Annotated in this window: 23 protein-coding genes; 3 read left to right on the top strand and 20 right to left on the bottom strand. The window is 36.0% G+C overall.

Annotation, left to right across the window (positions count from 1 at the left end; translation table 11 throughout):
* The first annotated feature begins 62 nt into the window (after nt 1-62).
* Nucleotides 63-542, top strand: a complete 480-nt coding sequence (gene moaC / locus CD003_RS00115) for a cyclic pyranopterin monophosphate synthase MoaC (protein WP_096198868.1) — start codon at nt 63-65, stop codon at nt 540-542.
* A gap of 109 nt (nt 543-651) precedes the next feature.
* On the opposite strand, the gene CD003_RS00110 is transcribed toward moaC, so the two are convergent.
* From CD003_RS00110 to CD003_RS00060, 11 genes are all read right to left on the bottom strand, one after another.
* Nucleotides 652-1,515, bottom strand: a complete 864-nt coding sequence (locus CD003_RS00110) for a M50 family metallopeptidase (RefSeq protein ID WP_257008121.1) — start codon at nt 1,513-1,515, stop codon at nt 652-654.
* Entirely contained in the window at nt 1,508-2,299 is a 792-nt protein-coding gene (locus tag CD003_RS00105) for a M23 family metallopeptidase (protein ID WP_096198867.1), read from the bottom strand. The genes CD003_RS00110 and CD003_RS00105 overlap by 8 nt, the downstream gene beginning before the upstream one ends.
* 276 nt (nt 2,300-2,575) lie before the next feature.
* Nucleotides 2,576-2,794: a twin-arginine translocase TatA/TatE family subunit gene (tatA, locus tag CD003_RS00100; RefSeq protein ID WP_096198866.1), complete on the bottom strand. Its 219-nt coding sequence runs from the start codon at nt 2,792-2,794 to the stop codon at nt 2,576-2,578.
* 336 nt (nt 2,795-3,130) lie between these two features.
* Nucleotides 3,131-3,925, bottom strand: a complete 795-nt coding sequence (gene minD / locus CD003_RS00095; protein WP_096198865.1) for a septum site-determining protein MinD — start codon at nt 3,923-3,925, stop codon at nt 3,131-3,133.
* 48 nt (nt 3,926-3,973) lie between these two features.
* Nucleotides 3,974-4,639: a septum site-determining protein MinC gene (gene minC, locus CD003_RS00090; protein ID WP_096198864.1), complete on the bottom strand. Its 666-nt coding sequence runs from the start codon at nt 4,637-4,639 to the stop codon at nt 3,974-3,976.
* Nucleotides 4,640-4,831: 192 nt separating this feature from the next.
* Complete coding sequence (gene mreD / locus CD003_RS00085) at nt 4,832-5,362, bottom strand: rod shape-determining protein MreD (RefSeq protein WP_096198863.1); 531 nt, start codon at nt 5,360-5,362, stop codon at nt 4,832-4,834.
* Nucleotides 5,362-6,231, bottom strand: coding sequence for a rod shape-determining protein MreC (mreC, locus tag CD003_RS00080; RefSeq protein WP_096198862.1), 870 nt, complete (start codon nt 6,229-6,231; stop codon nt 5,362-5,364). The genes mreD and mreC overlap by 1 nt, the downstream gene beginning before the upstream one ends.
* A 13-nt stretch (nt 6,232-6,244) precedes the next feature.
* Nucleotides 6,245-7,285: a rod shape-determining protein gene (locus CD003_RS00075; RefSeq protein WP_096198861.1), complete on the bottom strand. Its 1,041-nt coding sequence runs from the start codon at nt 7,283-7,285 to the stop codon at nt 6,245-6,247.
* Nucleotides 7,286-7,538: 253 nt separating this feature from the next.
* Nucleotides 7,539-8,210 (bottom strand): RadC family protein, encoded by a 672-nt coding sequence (gene radC, locus CD003_RS00070; protein ID WP_179295575.1) that lies wholly within the window; start codon nt 8,208-8,210, stop codon nt 7,539-7,541.
* Nucleotides 8,211-8,390: 180 nt separating this feature from the next.
* The gene (locus tag CD003_RS00065; RefSeq protein WP_096198859.1) at nt 8,391-8,963 is read right to left on the bottom strand and encodes a Maf family protein; all 573 of its coding nucleotides are present in this window, start codon (nt 8,961-8,963) and stop codon (nt 8,391-8,393) included.
* A 160-nt stretch (nt 8,964-9,123) separates the two neighbouring features.
* Nucleotides 9,124-10,392, bottom strand: coding sequence for a SulP family inorganic anion transporter (locus CD003_RS00060; RefSeq protein ID WP_096198858.1), 1,269 nt, complete (start codon nt 10,390-10,392; stop codon nt 9,124-9,126).
* Nucleotides 10,393-10,630: 238 nt separating this feature from the next.
* On the opposite strand from CD003_RS00060, the gene CD003_RS00055 reads away from it, so the two are divergent.
* Complete coding sequence (locus CD003_RS00055) at nt 10,631-12,031, top strand: hypothetical protein (protein WP_096198857.1); 1,401 nt, start codon at nt 10,631-10,633, stop codon at nt 12,029-12,031.
* A gap of 242 nt (nt 12,032-12,273) precedes the next feature.
* On the opposite strand, the gene CD003_RS00050 is transcribed toward CD003_RS00055, so the two are convergent.
* From CD003_RS00050 to CD003_RS00040, 3 genes are all read right to left on the bottom strand, one after another.
* The gene (locus CD003_RS00050) at nt 12,274-12,480 is read right to left on the bottom strand and encodes a hypothetical protein (protein WP_096198856.1); all 207 of its coding nucleotides are present in this window, start codon (nt 12,478-12,480) and stop codon (nt 12,274-12,276) included.
* 103 nt (nt 12,481-12,583) lie between these two features.
* Entirely contained in the window at nt 12,584-12,886 is a 303-nt protein-coding gene (locus CD003_RS00045) for a hypothetical protein (RefSeq protein WP_096198855.1), read from the bottom strand.
* Nucleotides 12,887-12,907: 21 nt separating this feature from the next.
* The gene (locus CD003_RS00040; protein WP_096198854.1) at nt 12,908-13,234 is read right to left on the bottom strand and encodes a 2Fe-2S iron-sulfur cluster-binding protein; all 327 of its coding nucleotides are present in this window, start codon (nt 13,232-13,234) and stop codon (nt 12,908-12,910) included.
* Nucleotides 13,235-13,535: 301 nt separating this feature from the next.
* Between CD003_RS00040 and nadX the strand changes: the two genes are divergently transcribed.
* Nucleotides 13,536-14,354, top strand: coding sequence for an aspartate dehydrogenase (gene nadX / locus CD003_RS00035; RefSeq protein ID WP_096198853.1), 819 nt, complete (start codon nt 13,536-13,538; stop codon nt 14,352-14,354).
* A gap of 35 nt (nt 14,355-14,389) precedes the next feature.
* Here nadX and CD003_RS00030 read toward each other — a convergent pair whose 3' ends face one another.
* From CD003_RS00030 to CD003_RS00005, 6 genes are all read right to left on the bottom strand, one after another.
* Nucleotides 14,390-15,073, bottom strand: coding sequence for a GntR family transcriptional regulator (locus CD003_RS00030; protein ID WP_096198852.1), 684 nt, complete (start codon nt 15,071-15,073; stop codon nt 14,390-14,392).
* Between the two features lie 87 nt (nt 15,074-15,160).
* Nucleotides 15,161-15,703: a chromate transporter gene (locus CD003_RS00025; RefSeq protein WP_096198851.1), complete on the bottom strand. Its 543-nt coding sequence runs from the start codon at nt 15,701-15,703 to the stop codon at nt 15,161-15,163.
* Nucleotides 15,700-16,305, bottom strand: a complete 606-nt coding sequence (locus CD003_RS00020; protein WP_373558522.1) for a chromate transporter — start codon at nt 16,303-16,305, stop codon at nt 15,700-15,702. Before CD003_RS00020 ends, CD003_RS00025 begins: the two co-directional genes overlap by 4 nt.
* A 139-nt stretch (nt 16,306-16,444) precedes the next feature.
* On the bottom strand, nt 16,445-16,924 hold the full coding sequence (locus tag CD003_RS00015; protein ID WP_096198849.1) for a GlcG/HbpS family heme-binding protein: 480 nt from the start codon (nt 16,922-16,924) through the stop codon (nt 16,445-16,447).
* A gap of 92 nt (nt 16,925-17,016) precedes the next feature.
* The gene (locus CD003_RS00010) at nt 17,017-18,489 is read right to left on the bottom strand and encodes an aldehyde dehydrogenase family protein (RefSeq protein ID WP_373558521.1); all 1,473 of its coding nucleotides are present in this window, start codon (nt 18,487-18,489) and stop codon (nt 17,017-17,019) included.
* 81 nt (nt 18,490-18,570) lie between these two features.
* Nucleotides 18,571-19,121, bottom strand: a 551-nt coding sequence (locus CD003_RS00005) for a TenA family transcriptional regulator (RefSeq protein WP_096198847.1), incomplete at its 5' end; no start/stop codon positions are given.

Genomic DNA, 19,121 nt, shown 5'->3' with positions numbered 1-19,121 from the left:
TATGAAATTTCAACCTCCCCCTTTTCATGGTAAACTATAGAAAAAAAGGAGTGTGATAATAAATGGGAGATTTAACTCACTTTAACGAGCAAGGGCGTGCAAAAATGGTAGATATATCTGAAAAAGATGTTACCGTTCGTACAGCAATTGCTCAATCAAGCATAGAAGTAAATAGTGAAATCCACGAAAAGATCGAACAAGGAAAAATTGGAAAAGGAGACGTATTAGCAGTCGCTCAAGTTGCAGGTGTAATGGCAGCAAAAAACACATCGCAATGGATTCCAATGTGTCATCCACTTTCTCTTAATGGTATTAATGTCAATTTTGAATGGGAAGAAAAAACAGATACGTATATTTTACATATTCAAGTAGAGGTTAAAACACAAGGGAAAACAGGAGTGGAGATGGAAGCATTAACAGCTGCTTCAGCAACAGCCTTAACTGTTTATGATATGTGTAAAGCAATTGATAAAGGAATGGTTATTGGACCAACTTTTTTAAAGAAGAAAACTGGTGGAAAAAGTGGAGACTTTGAGAGGTAATTATTAATTATGGGTTATGAGTTATGAATTGATTAGTGAAAACCTATTACTAGCTCTTTTAATTCATAACTAATAACTCAAAACTCATAATTCTAAAAGAAACCATTCTTTAAAAGAAAAGTTCTTTTAAAGAATGGTTTAGTTTTTTTTCGTAGAAGAATGCTTTTAATAGTTCTTGTTCATTTATAACTTTTCGTGTGTTTTTATCGTTATTTTTTATGACAAGCTTATGCTGATATCCTCGTTGGAATAGGTTTACTACGTCTTGAACCTTCATCGTGTCATTCACTGTTATCATTCGTTTCTTTCGGCTATTCTTCCCATGAAGCCTTTCCATTAAGAAGCGCATATAAGAAAAATGTCGCTGTTTCCATTCTAAATAGTTTGATACAAACAGGAAGGTAAGAACAATCCATAAATTTAAGTGAAACGGGAAAAGGTATAAACTAATTATTGATAAGACTAGTAATATCACAGTTGTACTTACTAATGAGAGCTTTTGTGCTTTTTTATAAGGTAGCCTATAAGAGAACCATAGTTGAACAAGGCGCCCTCCATCTAATGGCCATACGGGGAGCAAATTAAAAGAAAGGATAATTAGGTTATGCCACAAAAATAGCTGATGGTCAGCAACCGTCCAAAAATCAAAAGGAAGTAGAACAAATGATAATGCCATTAACCAAAGGTGCTGAATAGGTCCTGCTAGAACGACAATTAATTCCTCTCGTAAAGGACGGTTCCCTGCCTCGTTCATTTCTGCCACTCCACCAAAAGGAAGAAGCTCAATCTTATTTATTTTCCATTTAAAAAAATGGGCCGCAATGGCGTGACCCATTTCGTGTATGAATACAATCAAAAATAACATAATAACTTCTTGAAAGTATCCTGTAACCACTCCAATACCTAAAACAAAATAGAATAATGGATGAATTTTAAATTTTTTTAAAAGAGGTAATAAATTTAAATTAGTCAAATGAAATCACATCAATGGGATCGATATATGTTTCCCCTTGTTTTAACGCAAAGTAATAGACACCCTTTCCTGCACTATTACTACTAGATACTTTCCCTATTGGTTTACCTGCTTCAACATGGTCATGTAGCTTTACATCTACCTTTTCTAACATTCCATACCAAGATTCACTGCCATCATGATGCTCAATTCCCACTGTTTTCCCTAGTGAGTCTTCGTCCTTAACTGAAAAAACAAAACCAGCTTTAACCGCTTCTACGTTTTCGTCAATCCCTGTCTCTACTAAAATACCTGTGCCATTTTGCTGAAAGCTCTCTGTAATTGTTCCAGAAGCAGGAACAGCAAATACAATTTCAGGGTTATGCTCCTGGTCAACATCATCAAGTGCTACATTCATACTATTAGGTAAAAGAGCTAATGGTCTCCCAAACTGTCCTTCATACCAGTCAGCGACCGCTGCAAATTGAAACTCTTGTTCAAAGGAGTGTTTCACAAAATTTCTCGCTCCCTCAAGTTGCGGTGTTGGTGTTTTAAACATTATAGCGACAAGTAGAAATAATACAACAGCAACCATCGTTTTTAAGAGGAAACGGTCTTTATCTAACCACTGTTCCTGCTCTTGCTTTTTTCCATCTTGATATAAATAAAAATCTGGTTCATCTCTCGCTTCATCGTGGCGGTCAAATACAACAGGTGCGGAGCGTTCTCTTTGATTTGTCTTCCCTTTAATCTCTTTTCTTCTCAACTCTAGCTTCTTCCGTATTTTATCAACTCTCTTTGACATTGCGTCCCCTTCCCTTTCTTTCACGACTTGTCTACTACATCTTATGACTTGTCCTCGAAAATATGCTAGTAAACTTCAGTAAGGCTCCTGAAAAAGTGTGATTTTCACTTTTTTTCTGGCCTTTATGTAATGCGCGAAACCGTTGCCTCTTTTCATAAGCTTGCCATGAGTGGTTTTCTCATAGCAAGCGCGCAACATTAGGACTCTTATTTGAAGGGAGGTACATTTGGTAAAAAAAATAGAGTGAAGCCTCAGCTTCACTCATAGTCTCATTATTTATGCTTTTGGTTCAGTTGCTTCTTTTTCTTGTGTTTGTGCTTGACTGACTTTTTTCTGGTCGTTCTCGTCCATTAAATCATTTGTTGAACGTTTGAACTCGCGTAACGTTTGACCAAATGCTTTTCCCATTTCAGGTAAACGTTTAGGTCCAAAGATAATAAGAGCTATAACTAAAATAAGAATAAGCCCAGGAACACCGATATTCAACGGATTCATATCTTTTCCTCCTTTTATACGATTCAATTAAGTAAAATTTAATTCATATTGTGATTTACTATTAATATGAACACAATACCATATTTTTAATTAGGAATGTACTTAAGCTACTACATTTTGATTTTAACACACATACTTACAACTTTATAGATGCCCACCCCTTTAAAATTTTAATACTTCGTGTCAATTATGAATAGTATTGGATAAAACAACAAATTTATTACCACCCCTTCTACATTAGATAGATTTACTTTAGTAAATTCATCATAGTATAGTTGAGATTTTAACAAATTTAAACAACAGTCTATAAAAAACCACTCGGCAAGCCGAGTGGTTTTAACGTATGCCAAAAAACTTTTTCATTTTTGTAAACATACCTTTGTCATCTTCTAACGACAGAAGTGGTACTGTTTCACCTAAAATACGACGCCCAATATTTCGATAGGCAATCGATGCTTTACTATCTGGGTGCAATGCAACTGGTTCGCCTTTATTTGAATATTTGATAACACTATCATCGTCAACAACTATACCAAGTAACTCAATTGCTAGAATTGAGACTATTTCATCTACATCTAGCATTTCTCCGTTTTTCATCATATGACTACGAATTCGATTGACAATTAGTTTAGGTGATTCAATATCAGCTTGTTCTAATAAGCCAATAATTCGGTCTGCATCACGTACAGATGAAACCTCTGGAGTTGTTACAACAATCGCTCGGTCAGCACCTGCAACTGCATTTTTAAATCCTTGCTCAATACCTGCTGGACAGTCAATAATAATATAATCATATTCACGCTTTAACTCTTCAATAACGACCTCCATTTGTTCAGGAGTTACTGAAGACTTATCCTTCGTTTGAGCAGCTGGTAGCAAATATAGACACTCAAATCTCTTATCTTTAATTAATGCTTGCTTCAAACGACACCGTTCTTCCACAACATCAACAAGATCGTAAATAATGCGGTTTTCAAGCCCCATAACTACATCTAAATTACGTAAACCAATATCAGTATCAACCAAACAAACTTTATTTCCAGAAAGCGCAAGGGCGGTCCCAATGTTGGCCGAAGTCGTTGTTTTCCCAACGCCTCCTTTACCCGAAGTGATGACAATAGCCTCTCCCACGCTCATTTCCCCCTTCTCAAATCAAATCGATCTACAACTCTATCAATTTTAAAATCTAGTTAATTGAGGCCTCAACTGACTAAGCTGTTGGAGCCTTTCAATCGAAATTTTTCCATCCTCTATGTATGCACAGTCCATATCACTATCGACTTGCTCATGGCGATCAGGTGAGCGACTAATATAGTCACCTATTCTTAATTGTGCTGGTGCCATGACAGAAGCTGCAATTACAGCATTTACGTTACCAAAATAACCAGCATGTGCAATTCCTCTTAATGCACCCATAACAAAAATATTTCCCGTTGCTTTAATTGTACCACCAGGATTTACATCTCCTATAAGCAACAAATCGCCAGTAATTTCCAACACTTGTCCTGAACGAATTACTTTAGCAACAGATACAATTTGATTTTCCTTTTTAAGTTCTTCAGCTTCTAACTTTGTTACTACATTTGAATTAATTTCTTCTACTATTAAATTCCTATCATTTTCAATTAACTCTATTAATTGTTCTTCTTGCTCGTTTGTCAAATAACGATTGCCAATAGCAAGATTGACTTGGACTTCTGGCCCCTCATCCTGTTGATAATGCTTAGATGATAACTTATCCTGTAATTCTCGCAATAACTCATTAAAGGATGCTTCATCATCAAGCATAAATATTAGGCCATCTTTAGTCCCTTTTATCGTTACGTGATGTTTTTTCTGCGTCATTCTCACGTTCACCTCAAAGCGGGTTAAGTACATTGGTCCTTTTTATACATTCAACAACTAGGGACTAGTTCCCTTTATTTTTTTTGAAAAATTGAAAAGCCTTTTTAATTATCGTCAAATTTCTTTAACGCACTAGCGCCTTACTAGGTGAAAATACAGCTAGTAAGGCTTTTTTATTTGAATAAACTTTTTTTATAATTTATCCTCTAAACTCTTTTCATATCGAATTAAATACAACAAATATTTTCTAAGTGGCCATACGATAATTGCAGCAAAACAAAGATTAAGTATTAACGTTGGAAGTAAGCGTTGAAAGAAAAATACTTCTTGAGGAATTTGTGTCATCCCCAGTAATAGGTACATACCAAAAACAAAATATTCTATTCCAATTACTGCTACTAAAGAAATTATCACGAGCAAACTGAAGCTTCGCTGAACTGGTTTATAACTCAATGAAAATAAATATCCGATAAGTCCCATCGAAAACAAGTACACACCAAGCATATCCGTATATACAACATCATAAAGAAGCCCAAAACCTAAACCAAATAATACTCCATGAATACGACCTTGAAAAATACCAATGATAACAATCATTACAATGACAAACCTAGGAACGAGTATCCAATTAATATTATAGTTTTCAGGAGCGAACACTTGAAAAATTGTCCCTTCAAGTACAAATAGCAGAAATACGATGAACGGGATAACTAAACGATTCATTAGCTATCCCCCTCTAGTAATTCTTGCTCTAGTGTTGTACTCGTTCGTTCAATAACAATGACATAATCTAACCCATAAAAGTCCGCTGCCGGTTGGATAGCTGCATTTTGCGTTAACCCATACTCGTCTGGTTCAACTCCAACAATTTCACCAATTACAAGTCCTTGAGGAAATACTCCACCTAATCCGGAAGTAGTAACGAGCATACCTGGTTCAATTTCAGCATCAATCTCAACTTTTCTCAATTGAAGCATGCCTGTTTCTTCATTAAAACCTTCAATAAAACCATATACACGTTCTTCCGCTAAGACCATTGCTGACACACGATTCGTTCGGTCATGGTCTGTTAACAATTGCACAGTAGAAGAAAATTGTCCTACATTTTGAACTTTCCCAATTAAGCCTTCTGAAGTAATAACAGCCATATTTCGTTCAATACCATTCTCAGAACCTTTATTAATTCCGATGTATTCACTCCAACGATCAGGTGTACGATGAATGACCAATGCCGTTCTCATCCGATAGTCATTTAACGTTTCATCGATCTCTAGCATTCTTTTAAATGTATCATTTTCTTCTTTAAAAATATTACGTTCAACCGAGATTTGAGCATATTCTTCTAAGCGGGCTTTGAGCAATCTGTTTTCATCATAAATAATTTTTATGTCGTTAACATTCTCAAAGAAACCCGCTGCTAAATGAGCGGGTTTTGTAAGTAGGGTCTGTACCCATCCAACAGCATCTTTCATAAATTGCTCTGGCCATGTTAACCTATCGCGGTCACTCATGGAATAACCAATCAATGCCACCAAAAGAATAATGCTCACCATTAATACAATTAATCGTTTGTTTGAGAAGAATTGGGGCATAGTCTACACCTACTTACACCTTTCTATTAGAACGAACTGTGATACCTGCCTTTGAGCGGAACAAATGTAAATTTTCTAATGCACGACCAGTTCCAAGTGCCACACAATCTAATGGATTTTCAGCAACGATAACTGGCATATTTGTTTCTTCACTTAGTACTCTGTCTAAATTACGTAATAATGCTCCACCACCAGTTAATACAATTCCACGGTCCATAATATCTGCCGCAAGCTCTGGTGGAGACTTTTCTAATGTATTTTTTACCGATTCAATAATCGTAACAACTGTATCCTCAAGAGCACCAGATATTTCTTTAGCCGACACAGTAATTGTTTTAGGTAGACCTGTTAATAAGTCACGACCCCGAATATCCATGTCTTCTACACCTTCTGGAGAACCTGCTGAGCCAATTTCTAACTTTAAAGATTCAGACGTTCTTTCACCGATCATTAAATTATAGCTTTTCTTAATATATTGAATGATTGCATCATCCATCTCATCACCAGCAACACGAATCGACTGGCTCGTAACAATTCCACCTAATGAAATAATTGCTACCTCAGTCGTACCTCCACCAATATCAACAACCATACTACCTGTTGGCTCCCATACTGGTAAATCAGCACCAATTGCTGCCGCAAAAGGCTCTTCTATTGTATATGCTTCACGTGCTCCAGCCTGCTTTGTCGCATCTTCTACCGCACGCTTTTCTACAGCTGTAATCCCAGATGGAACACAAACCATTACGTTTGGTTTTCTTGTAAAAATCGAACGGTTTTTCAGTGCTTGTCTAATAAAGTACTTCATCATAGTTGCCGTTGTATCAAAATCAGCTATGACACCGTCTTTCATTGGTCGAACAGCAACAATGTTTCCAGGAGTTCTACCGATCATATTCTTCGCATCATTACCAACAGCTTCAATTGAACCTGTATCTGTTCGAAGTGCAACAACGGAAGGTTCCCGAACAACCACACCTTTTCCTTTCACATAAACAAGCGTATTTGCCGTTCCTAAATCAATTCCTAAGTCTTTTGAAAAACCACCAAACATCTATGTATCTCCCTTCATGATTAACCGAACTCATAACCTTTATTATACTTAATATCAAGGAAAAAAAATAGCCTTAAAAGTCCCCCTCAGATAATTTTACAAATTTCTTTTGAAATATGTCGAAATTAGTTAATGATTAATTGTTAATGGTTAATGATTAATTAAAGATTTTGAACTTCATTAACCATTGTCCATTACCCATTAGCAATTATTAATTGCCATTCATAACTCATAACTCAGAATTCATAATCCCCTAAATCGCCCCATACTCCTTTAAGCTAATAAATTTACGATCACCTATAATCACATGGTCAAGTAGTTCAATACCAAGAATCTTTCCACTCTCACGTAGCCGTTTCGTCACTTCAATATCTTCACTACTTGGAGACGGATCGCCAGAAGGATGATTATGAAGGCAAATGATCGATGCAGCTGAACGGCGGAATGCTTCCTTGAATACTTCCCGCGGATGTACAATTGAAGCATTTAAGCTCCCAACAAAAATCGTTTCCTTATGAAGGACATGATTCTTGGTATTCAAATAAAGACATACGAAATGTTCTTGTGTTAGAAATCGCATATCTTCCATAACATAGCGGGACACATCTTCCGGAGAACGAATTGTATACCTGTCTTCTATTTGAAGAGTGCTAATTCGCCTACCTAATTCCAAAGCAGCACGTATCTCAATTGCCTTGGCTAATCCAATTCCTTTGATTTGTTGAAGTTCCTCTAACGTAGCATCCTTTAATAAATAAAGACCGTCAAACTGCTGTAACAAACGTTGTGCCAATGTTAATACTGACTCCTGTTTCGTTCCACTACGTAAAAGAATTGCCAATAACTCTTGATTTGTTAGAAATTTAGGACCTTCGTTAACCATTCGCTCTCGAGGACGTTCACTTTGAGGGACATCGCGTATCATTAGACTATGCTCTTTCAATAGTCCTTCCTCTCCTTTCTATCGTTTACAAATTTGTCCTTTTTCATGTAATTGAATTTAGAGTGAAAAAGAGGTTTTGAAGAGGTTACTATAAGGAAAATTTAGGGGTGGTTTGTAGAGTAGTTGAGGCTGACAGTGAAGCGAGATCAGCCTCTTACTATTCTACTTAAACGGGGTAATTCCAAAGGCTTTTAATTCTTTTACCGTAGATGCGATTGGTAAACCGACAACAGCAAAATAATCCCCATGAATTTCTTTTACAAACGTAGCTCCGAAATCCTGGATTCCATAAGAACCCGCTTTGTCTAAAGGGTTATCAGTTGCAATATAAAAGTCGATTTCCTCATCGCTCAATTCATAGAAGGTAACGTTCGTTTCAGAATAAAATGTTTTTGTCGTTTCACTATCTGTAATCGCTACCCCTGTAAATACTTTGTGAGTGCTACCTGATAGTTTTTGTAGCATTGACTTTGCATCAGATTCGTCTCTTGGTTTACCGAGGATCTCGTTATCTAATACAACGACTGTATCAGAACCAAGAACAACAGCATCTTTATTAACCTTTGCTACCGCTTCTGCTTTTTGAAGAGACAAAGATTGTACTACATCTGCAGGAGTTAGATTAGGGTCAACAAACTCTTCAATTGAACTAGTTTTTACAGAAAATGATAAATGGGCTTGCTCAAGTAGTTCTTTTCTTCGAGGGGAACCTGAGGCTAAAAGAAATGGTTTCATGAAGGAATCACCCTTTACAATAAGATTTTACTCTTATTGTACTAGGTTACTCTTAGAATACCAAATCAACCCAAATTACACAAATTTATTTTCTGAAATTTCAAACTAATGAGTTACGTGCTTAAACTTAAGTTTTGTGTTTACTCCCTCAGACCTCAAACTACTTTTTGACATAGAGCCACTTTATTTTAAAGAGAAATATTAACAATGAAAATCCAATACCGATTAGTAGTCCTTCTTTTATACCTATTATAAGTGTTGCAAAAAATGTAATAAGAAGTGCCCAGCCTTCATCCGGTTTCGTCATAAACAGTTCTTTTGCTTTATTAAAATCAATTAAACCGTACACAGCTACAATAATAACCGCTGCAAGTACTGCTTTAGGCATGTAATAAAACAAATGGGTTAAATAGAGTAATGTCAATAAAATAAAAACACTAGTAATAACAGCTGCGAACTTTGTTTTTGCGCCAGCTTGATAATTTACGGCTGTACGAGAAAAACCTCCAGCTACTGGCATTGTCATAAACATAGAGCCAATAGTATTTGCTAAACCTAAACTATATAATTCTTGATTAGATTTTATTTCGTATCGTTCTTTTTGAGCAACATACTTTGCAATTGCTATTGATTCTACAAAACTTATTAAAGAGATTGTCACTGCTAATGGTAATAGATTCATAACATCTTGAAACGCTATGTTTGGTAGAGAAACACTTGGTAAACCATGAGGAACATAACCAATAATACTTACGCCTAATACGTTCAGTTGAAATACATAGACAACACATGTGCTGATAATAACTGCTATTAAAGCACCTGGAACTCGTGGCACCGTAGATTTCAATAAAATTAATAATAAAATACTCCCTATTCCAAGTAGCAGTGTAATTATATTCGCCTCACCTAAGTGCCTACTTACATCTACTAATAGATGAAAAACAGAGCCACTCTTATCTACTGATATATTCAGAAGATGACTCACCTGACTTAAGCCAATCATAATCGCTGCAGCTGATGTAAACCCACTGATAACACCATATGGAATGAAATTCACTAAAAATCCTAAACGAAATACCGACATTAACAGTTGTATAAGTCCGACCATTAGAGTTAAAGTAATAGCTAATGATAGAAATTGTTCAGAACCTGGCTCAGCTAATTGAGAAACTCCAGCAAACAAGATCAGTGACACCATCGCTACAGGCCCTACAGCCAAATGCCTAGAAGAGCCTACTAACGCATAAATAAGTAGCGGAATAGTAGCTGTGTATAAACCAATAATTGGTGGTAAACCGGATAACAAAGAATATGCTAATCCTTGTGGAATAAGCATTACTGCTACAATCAACCCGGCTGCTACATCACTTTTTCCTTCTTCTAATGTATATGATTTTCTGGGTACCGAATATGGTTTTGGTGTAGACATACATCCTCCTTTTAGTACTAACGAAAATAACTCTTTAAAAGATATGTATGTCCAAACTGAACTATATAAAACTACTAATTCATATTTGGTATTTTGTATACAATTAATGTATAATTGAAACTAAGAAAAACCTTAGAACTTACATAGCCTATTCACTTATAGGGGCTTTAGAAAACGCATCTGAGTAATATCTTACTTGTTTTTCTTGAATCAAAAAAATGTGAATCGTGGTGATTTGATGCTGAAGTACTTATTTGCGTTTGCTATCTTTTTATATTTGTTGTCTAATATTTTTTCTCATACTATTGTTAATATCCTCCTATCAGTTTCAGCATTTTTGGCTGTTATATCGACTATCTTTTACGTCAGTCGTGTTGTACTGATTTTTGGAATAATCTTTTTAAGCATTGGAGTTATGTTACTAGCTTCAAATGGAACAAATCCATTACAATATCTCTTATCTTTTGGCGGAATGCTAAACTTACTTAGTCTATTTGCCTTAATTCCTATATTAGCATTGCCAATACGACTTGGTGAATATGCCAATGAAGTTCAACACATCATTAGGCATAAAGTGAAAAATTCAGGACATTTATATATGGTATCTTCTGGTATATCTTATTTTCTTAGTTCCTTTATGAATCTAGCTGCACTGCCAATGACGTACTATTCAATACGCCCTTCAGTAGATATCTTTTATATAAAGAATAAAGAACGATTCCTCACTCGTTCAATAACACATGGTTTTGCCATGCCGTTACTATGGACTCCTGTCACACCAATTGTCGGGATTGTCATTGAGATGACAGGAGTGAGTTATGGTGGAATGCTTCCTATTTTAATCCCTTTAAGTATATTGGGGCTTATTTTAGATTGGCTCACTGGTTACTTTATATCTCAAAAGAGACAGACTCATGTACAAAGTGAACTAGAGCAAGCTCACAAGGAAATGGCCGCTACTGTAGAAACAAATGAAGTGACGATTAAAAATGCAAATCCGAAACGTTTGTTTCATATTTTACTAGCAATCCTATTACTTAACACAATTATTACAATGACAGAGCATTTTCTAGCTTTAAGCTTCCTATTCTTAGTAAGTGTTTTAGTGATTCCCTTTTCGTTCACTTGGTCTCTCTTATTAAAAAAAGGAAAAAGTTTTCTTGGCGGCTTAAACGACCACTTTCAGAACCATTTAATTAAAATGAAGGATCAATTCTTTATTTTCTTATCTGCTGGTTTTTTTATTGCAGCTATTAATCACTCAGGAGCTGACCAAACGTTAAATTTATGGATTGCACAGCTCATCGGCTTCACTGGAGTACAACTTTTCTTAGTAATATTGCCGATAGTACCATTACTATTTGCTTTTATCGGTCTACATCCAGCGGTTGCATTAGCACTAATTGCACAATCTCTTGACCCTAACGTACTAAATATCTCTCCAGTTATATTAACAGTTGCCATGTTAGGAGGAGCGGTACCAGCATTTTTAATGGGGCCCTATAATGCAACACTAGGCATTATGTCGAACATCATAAATGAAAGTCCATTTAAAATATCAAATTGGAATTTTGTTTTCACGTTCTGGTATATGGTTTTATTAACTGTATTCCTCCTTATCATTCAGATGATACTTTAACTGCGAAAGATTAGTTCTTTTAATCTCAAGTAATAATGAAAAAACCAGTTCATTAACTATACTGAACTGGTTTTTCATTTAAGCTGTTACCATTCAAATTAAATAGTGGTTTCATTCCCCCTAAAGGTCGTAGTACGTGAAGGTAGAGCTACTATTATTATATTGATGTTATTTCTCATTAAACAAAAAAGTTGACTCTCCCCTACACTTTAGGGTTGAGTCAACTCAAATTTATATAACTATTACTCCTCCCAAATCACTGGAGGCTGGCAGACGATTTTTTCTTGTGTACCTTCATTTAAGATAGACAGTAGCCAAGGACATTCTTTACACTTCTCTTCGCAGACTGTACGATGCATAGCACATGGTACAGTTCCTTCTGCACTAGCATACTCTTCTCGTACTTTAAACATAAGGTCCCATTGATTCATCGGTCTTGGAATCTTCATGAGTTGTTCTCCCCTTTAATATTAAAACTTACTTACATGGTATATTGTATACCAAATGAAGTTAAAAATAAAGAGGAAAACTGTGAACATTTTCAAAACATCTTTAATGATTTGCTTGAAGTTCTCTTTGAAAGATATAAGAATTATTTTTTTTAATTGCCGTGAGTACTTCCTCTACAGAAGAATACTCGTTACCTAGAATGTAGCATTTAACGTTTGTAAGAGAGTATTGGGCGTTTCCCTTTAAGATTTTAATACTTTCTTCAATGACAGCACGACTTTCCACGATACCAACAGACTTGAATGTTACAGTATTTTGTCTTAGCTTTTCGTAAATAACAAAATAACCAGGTCTAATATCATTAGAGAAATACTCTTTTGTTTCAATTATCTGTCTTACAAACATTTGCTACCCCCTACAATGTTATTATCTATTAATTTTAACTTTATTACGTTGAACTTGCTTTGTTATTTCATCGTCCCAAGAAACAGTAACATCTCCAGAAATAAACGTTTGGCAACCTAGACGATATCCTTGCTCAAGTAACTCTTCGCCTAATTTTTTGTGTTCAGCTGGTTTAATTTTATCAAGATATTCACTGCCCTCTTCAATTTTGATTACACATGTTCCACAAAAGCCTCCACCGCACTTGTTTGGTAAAGCACCATCGTAACGTAAAGACGTTCGCAAAATATTAGAATCAGTAGGAACCTCGATTTTTTTATCTACGTTTTTATAAAGAATAACTGGCATAATAACTCCTCCTGTAAATTAATATTTTTTGGGGTGTGACATCCTATTGAATGGCATATGAACTGAATCAATCCAATTTTCACATCAAGCCATCTATCAGCTCCCCACCTTTTGTTGTATACAATATACCATGATTTAATATTTCTGACAATATAGAAAATTAACTTTCTTCTATAAATATGGTGTTTTTATAAGAAAAACCAATAAGGGCTTGTCATTGACAGAATGTAATAATTCACTTATTATTTGGTATACAATATACAAATAGTATAATTTCTTAAGTATGGTGGTGGATGTAATCGTGATAAATATTGGTATGATTGGTTATGGAACAATTGGGGAGCAGTTATTAGAGCTTGTCAAAGCAAAAAAGGCTGGACAAACGAATGTAAAAGCAATTCTTGTTCGTAGCCCTGAAAAAGTAAAAATCTTGCAAGACACACTACAAGGTGAAGAGATTGAAATAACAAACGACGCTACTCGTTTTTTTAATCTTCAGTTAGACTTTATTGTTGAAGGCGCAGGGCATGATGCTGTTCGTCAATATAGTCAAACGGCTTTGGAATCTGGGAGTCATTTTATTGTTGTATCCGTTGGTGTTTTTTGTGATGAAGACTTATTGACAGCTGTAAGAAGGACAGCCAAAGAAACAGGTAAGCAACTAATTATCCCTTCTGCAGCTATTGGTGGCCTTGATAGAGTAACTGCCGGTGCAGTAGGTGATATTGATGAGGTAAAATTAATCACTCGAAAACCTCCAAAAGCATGGTACGGTACGTCTGTTGAGCAAAAACTTGATTTAGCAAACCTTACAGAGCCTGTCTGTATTTTTACTGGAACTGCTAGAGAATCAGCAAAAGCATTCCCTGAGAATGTAAATGTTTCAGCTGCACTAAGCATAGCTGGTGTCGGATTTGAAAAGACAAATGTGGAAGTGTATGTCGACCCTACGCTTGATAAGAATAAGCATGAAATCTCAATTAAAGGATTGTTCGGAGATTCGCGTATTCAAATTCAAAATACACCATCAGAAAACAACCCTAAAACTGGTTATATCGTTGCAATGAGTATTGCAAAAGTGTTGAATAGCTACACATCTGATATTGTTATTGGTGTTTAATCTATTAATCTAAAAAATAGCAGGTCCACAGGCTACTACGCCTTGGAACCTGCTATTTCTTTTTTAATAATTGCTTCTAAATAAGCCTTTTTCGAGTTTTCAATATGAATCTTCGTTAAATATTGAGCCATATCTGATTCCTTATTACGTACCGCCTTCAATACTTCGATGTGTTCCCTGAATGAAGACTCTTTTCTTCCTGTTAACTTGTAGCCAATATTAGCAAAGGCTCGAATATAATCTGTTAAATCAATAAGCATTTGGTATAATTTCGGACTTTTTGCTGCTTTATATACGACATGACTTATCTCGATATGAAGCTGAGACATATCATCTTCATCCTCATTAATTGCCTTTTCTACTCTATTTATATAACTGTCGATCTCCTTTTTCGTTACCTCATCCATTTTTTCTGCTGCTAATTTTGCAGCTAGAGCTTCTAAAGATGATAAAATCGTAAACACTTCAATAATTTGCTCTGTCGATGTACTATTAACTACTACACCTTTACGAGGAACTGTTTTTACAAAACCTTGTGCCTCTAATCGTAACAGTGCTTCTCGTATTGGAGTGCGACTTATCTGCAATTCTTCGGCAAGTTGACGTTCTACTAGTCTGTCATCAGCAACAAATACTCTTTCTAAAATCATTTTTTTCAGCTGTCTATAGGCATATTCTCGAATCGGAATAATTGATTCTTCCTTCCAGTACTGTTCCATTAGCTTCCTCCTTTCAATTGGTATACTATCTTATGGTGCTTTGCTGCAATTGGTTATTAAATCTTTCAATGAAAAAAGAGCGGATTATTAAATCACCGCTCCTGATAAAAATACAGCACCGTAACATAAAGAACCTAAAATAACTAGTGCAGGATGAATTTTAAATTTTTCAAGTGCCAGGAAGCTAACGACTGTAAGTAAAATTAAATGGAATACACCACTTTGCTCAAAAGAACTAATAAAGAATTGATAAGCTAATACACCTAATAAGATTGCAATTACAGGTTGAACCGATTTCGTCATGAATTTTACTTGTAGTGCATCTTTGAACATTGAAGCAAATTTAAATAGAACGATGACCGCAATAGCAGAAGGGGCAATAGTTGCTACTAATGCCACAACTGAACCAAGCACGCCACCTAGTTCATAGCCAATAAAACCACCCATCTTTGTTGCTATAGGGCCTGGTAATGCATTGGCAATTGCTAATAAATCGGCAAATTCTTGTAACGTCATCCACTCATACTGATTTACAACTTCATTTTGAATTAATGGAATAGTAGCAGGTCCTCCACCATACCCCAATAAGTTTGCAATAAAAAATGCCCAAAATATTTCAACATAAATCATAACTCTACATCCTTCCCGTCCTTTTCAGGGAGATTTGTTTGATTCATTTTCTTAACTTTTCGCGTAGCTAAAATAAAGGCTGTAATTAAAAAGGCAATAATGATGATACCTGGATGAATCATTAACCCTTCTAGTAATAATAAACAGAACACAGAAATAAATAACATCCATTTTAAACCTAAACCTGCAGAACCCTTTTTGAAAAATCCATAGGCCATTACTGCAAGCATGACCGCAACTACTGGTGTAATCGCCTGGACCATTCCATCTACAATACCAGTAGAACGAAAAGAATAAAGAAATCCTAATAGACCAATAAGTGCAAATACGGACGGTAAAACGTGAGCTAAAATGGCTACGAAAGCACCTAATGAACCTTTCACTTTATACCCTACATAAGCGGCCATTTTAGTTGCGATAGGACCAGGTAACGTATTAGCGAGTGCTAATGTTTCACCAAATTCATCACTAGACATCCATTTATAATTCTTTACTGCTTCATGTTCGATTAGCGGTATTACTGAAGGACCTCCGCCAAAACCTAACACTCCCGATCTAGCAAACCCAATAGTAATTTGCAGATATGAATTCAAGAACGACACCTTCTTTCATTTAGTAGAAGAAAAAGCAAAATGTTAATTTTGGATTACCTTTTTAAAAATGCGTCATAACGCCCTTGAAGAAGAACGTTATGACGCTATATCGAGGGAGGGTATTAGATTGCAAAACTAGTTTGCTAGATTACTTCTTAATATCAGCTTCAGTAACAACTTCAAGTCCATCTTCTTTTAAATGCTCTGCTAGAGCTTGAAGTGCAGCTGTACCTACAGCTGTATCCTGTTCACCATTTCCACCACTTACACCTACACCACCAACTACTTCTCCGTTTACAACAATCGGGAAGCCACCTACAAAAATTGCAAATTTCCCAGGAAGCATATGTTGAATCCCAAATGCTTCGTTTCCTGGAAGAGCAGGACCGTTTGGTTCAGTATTAAATAGGTGCGTTGAGCGTTTGTGACCAGACGCAGTAAATCCTTTTGCAATTGCAATTTCCGGTCCAGTAATACGTGAATTATTCATGCGTTCTAGTGCAATTACGTACCCACCTTCATCAACAATCGCTATAGATTCTAATACACCAATTTCCTCAGCTTTTGTCTTTGCTGCTTCAATCATTAATTTTGCTTCTTCTAATGTAAGTTTTAGTGCTTGTTTCATCTTCTATTCCTCCTTTTTATATAGGGATAGTGCGAGCATTCTGAGGATGCCCGTACCTCCTTTATAAGAGACTGTACTCTTTGAACTTTGATTTAGTAACCTACGTATACTGTTTTGATTTGAGTAAAGAATTCTAAGCCAACTCTTCCTGATTCGCGGAAAGTTGATGTACTAGATTTCTTTAAGCCACCAAATGGTGCATTAATTAAATTTCCTGTTGTTGTTCTGTTTACTTTTACCGTTCCAGCTTCAATATCATGTGTAAACTGTTTAGCTAGTTTAATATCTTTTGTAACAATTGAAGCTGATAAACCATATTCCACATCATTTGCTACACGAATTGCTTCTTCGTAGCTTTCAACAGTGATGACTGCTATAACTGGACCAAAGATTTCTTCTTGAGCAATTCTCATTGAAGGAGTTACATTTGTAAAGATTGCTGGTTCAATATAGAATCCTTTCTCAAAGCTAGCACCAGTCAATTGGCTTCCACCGTATACTAGTTGAGCTCCTTCTTCCTTACCAATATTTACGTAGTTTAAGACATTCTTTAGCTGTTTGTTATTAGCTAAAGGTCCAATTTTTGCATCTGGGTTTAATCCATTTTCAATCGTTAATGCCTTTGTTTTTTCAATCAGGTTATTAGTGAATTCCTCAGCCACTGATTTCATTACAATGACACGACTTGTTCCTGTACACGCTTGACCAGTTAATGAGAAGCCTCCGTTTACTGCTAACTGAGCCGCTTCACCAAGATCAGCATCTTCCATAACGATAAGAGGATTTTTCCCACCTAACTCCATTTGAGTTCTTGTTGTTAATGATGCTTTTCTATGAATATCTTCTCCTGCTTGTGTTGAACCAGTAAAAGTTACAGCACGAATGGCAGGGTCCGTTATAATAGAATCACCAATTTTTGAAGCTGCTCCAGTTACAAAGTTTATAACACCCTTTGGTATACCAGCTTCGTGTAACGCTTCAACTAAGCGAAGAGCAATTAGTGGTGTATCAGAAGAAGGTTTAAATACAACTGTATTACCAGTAATTAACGCTGGTGCTATTTTTCTAGCCGGGATAGAAATAGGAAAGTTCCATGGTGTAATCACAGATACAACACCTAAAGGTTCTCTTTGAGTAAATACATCCATATTCGGGTCATCATTTGGGAACGTTTCACCAGTAAAGCTTAATCCTTCTACCGCATAATAACGAAGTGTTTGCGCAGTACGCTTTACTTCACCTTTTGCAGCAGAAATAATTTTCCCTTCTTCACGTGTTAATTCTTCTCCGTATTGGTCAACTTTACTTTCAAGAATGTCTGCTGCTTTATTTAAAATGTCAGCACGTTTAGAAGGTGATGTTTTCGCCCAACCTGGGAACGCATCACGAGCTGCATCAATCGCTTTTTTCACATCTTCCTCTGTAGAAGACTGAAATTTTCCAACAACATCTGTTGTATCTGCAGGGTTAATGCTTTCAAATGTTTCTTTACTAACACTAGCAATCCACTGTCCATTTATATAATTTTCATAGCTTTTAACACTAGTTTGTAACAAGAAAATCACCCTTTTCTGTTTAGATTATTTAGCTATAATGAGGACGGCAGTTTCCTTTATGGGAAACTGCCGTGAAATTACGGTGTATAACTAGGCTTTAACAGGTTCCTCAATATCATCTTTTAAGTACGCCTGATATAAACCATCCATATACATGCGGCGCATATCTGCTCCCTCACGTACGATTTCTAGACAGCGTTGTTGAAGCTCTGGAGTATCAGCATATTCTAGAACGATTTTGTATCCACGCTCGCCGTGAATTTCATCAGATACGATGTGTAAATCGAAGAATTCGATTTCCTCATCAGTGAATCCATATTGTTCACGAAGAATTGGTGTTTGCTTACGGTAGATTGCTGGTACTTGAGATTCAAGACCTACTACTAATGCTGCTGTCGCGACAACAAAGTTTTCACGCATCGCTACTGAATAACACCAGCTTTGTAATCCTCTTGTAGTTGCAACCATGTTTTTCGGGTCTTCCACACGTTCTTTCGTTGTTCCACAAACTTCAGCGAAACGGATTAATAAATCAGTGTGACGGTCGCCCGCAAGCTCTTCCTCATACATGTTTTGTAAGATAAAGTCCTTTGCATCTGTACATCTTTCAGGAGTTTTCGCATACATGTAAGCTAAGTAAT

Origin of the sequence: Bacillus sp. FJAT-45350 (assembly GCF_002335805.1) — a bacterium.
In the GTDB taxonomy this organism is placed as follows: Bacteria; Bacillota; Bacilli; order Bacillales; family NISU01; genus FJAT-45350.
Note: the sequence above shows the minus strand (reverse complement) of the source record. Positions and strands in the feature narration are given on the sequence as shown.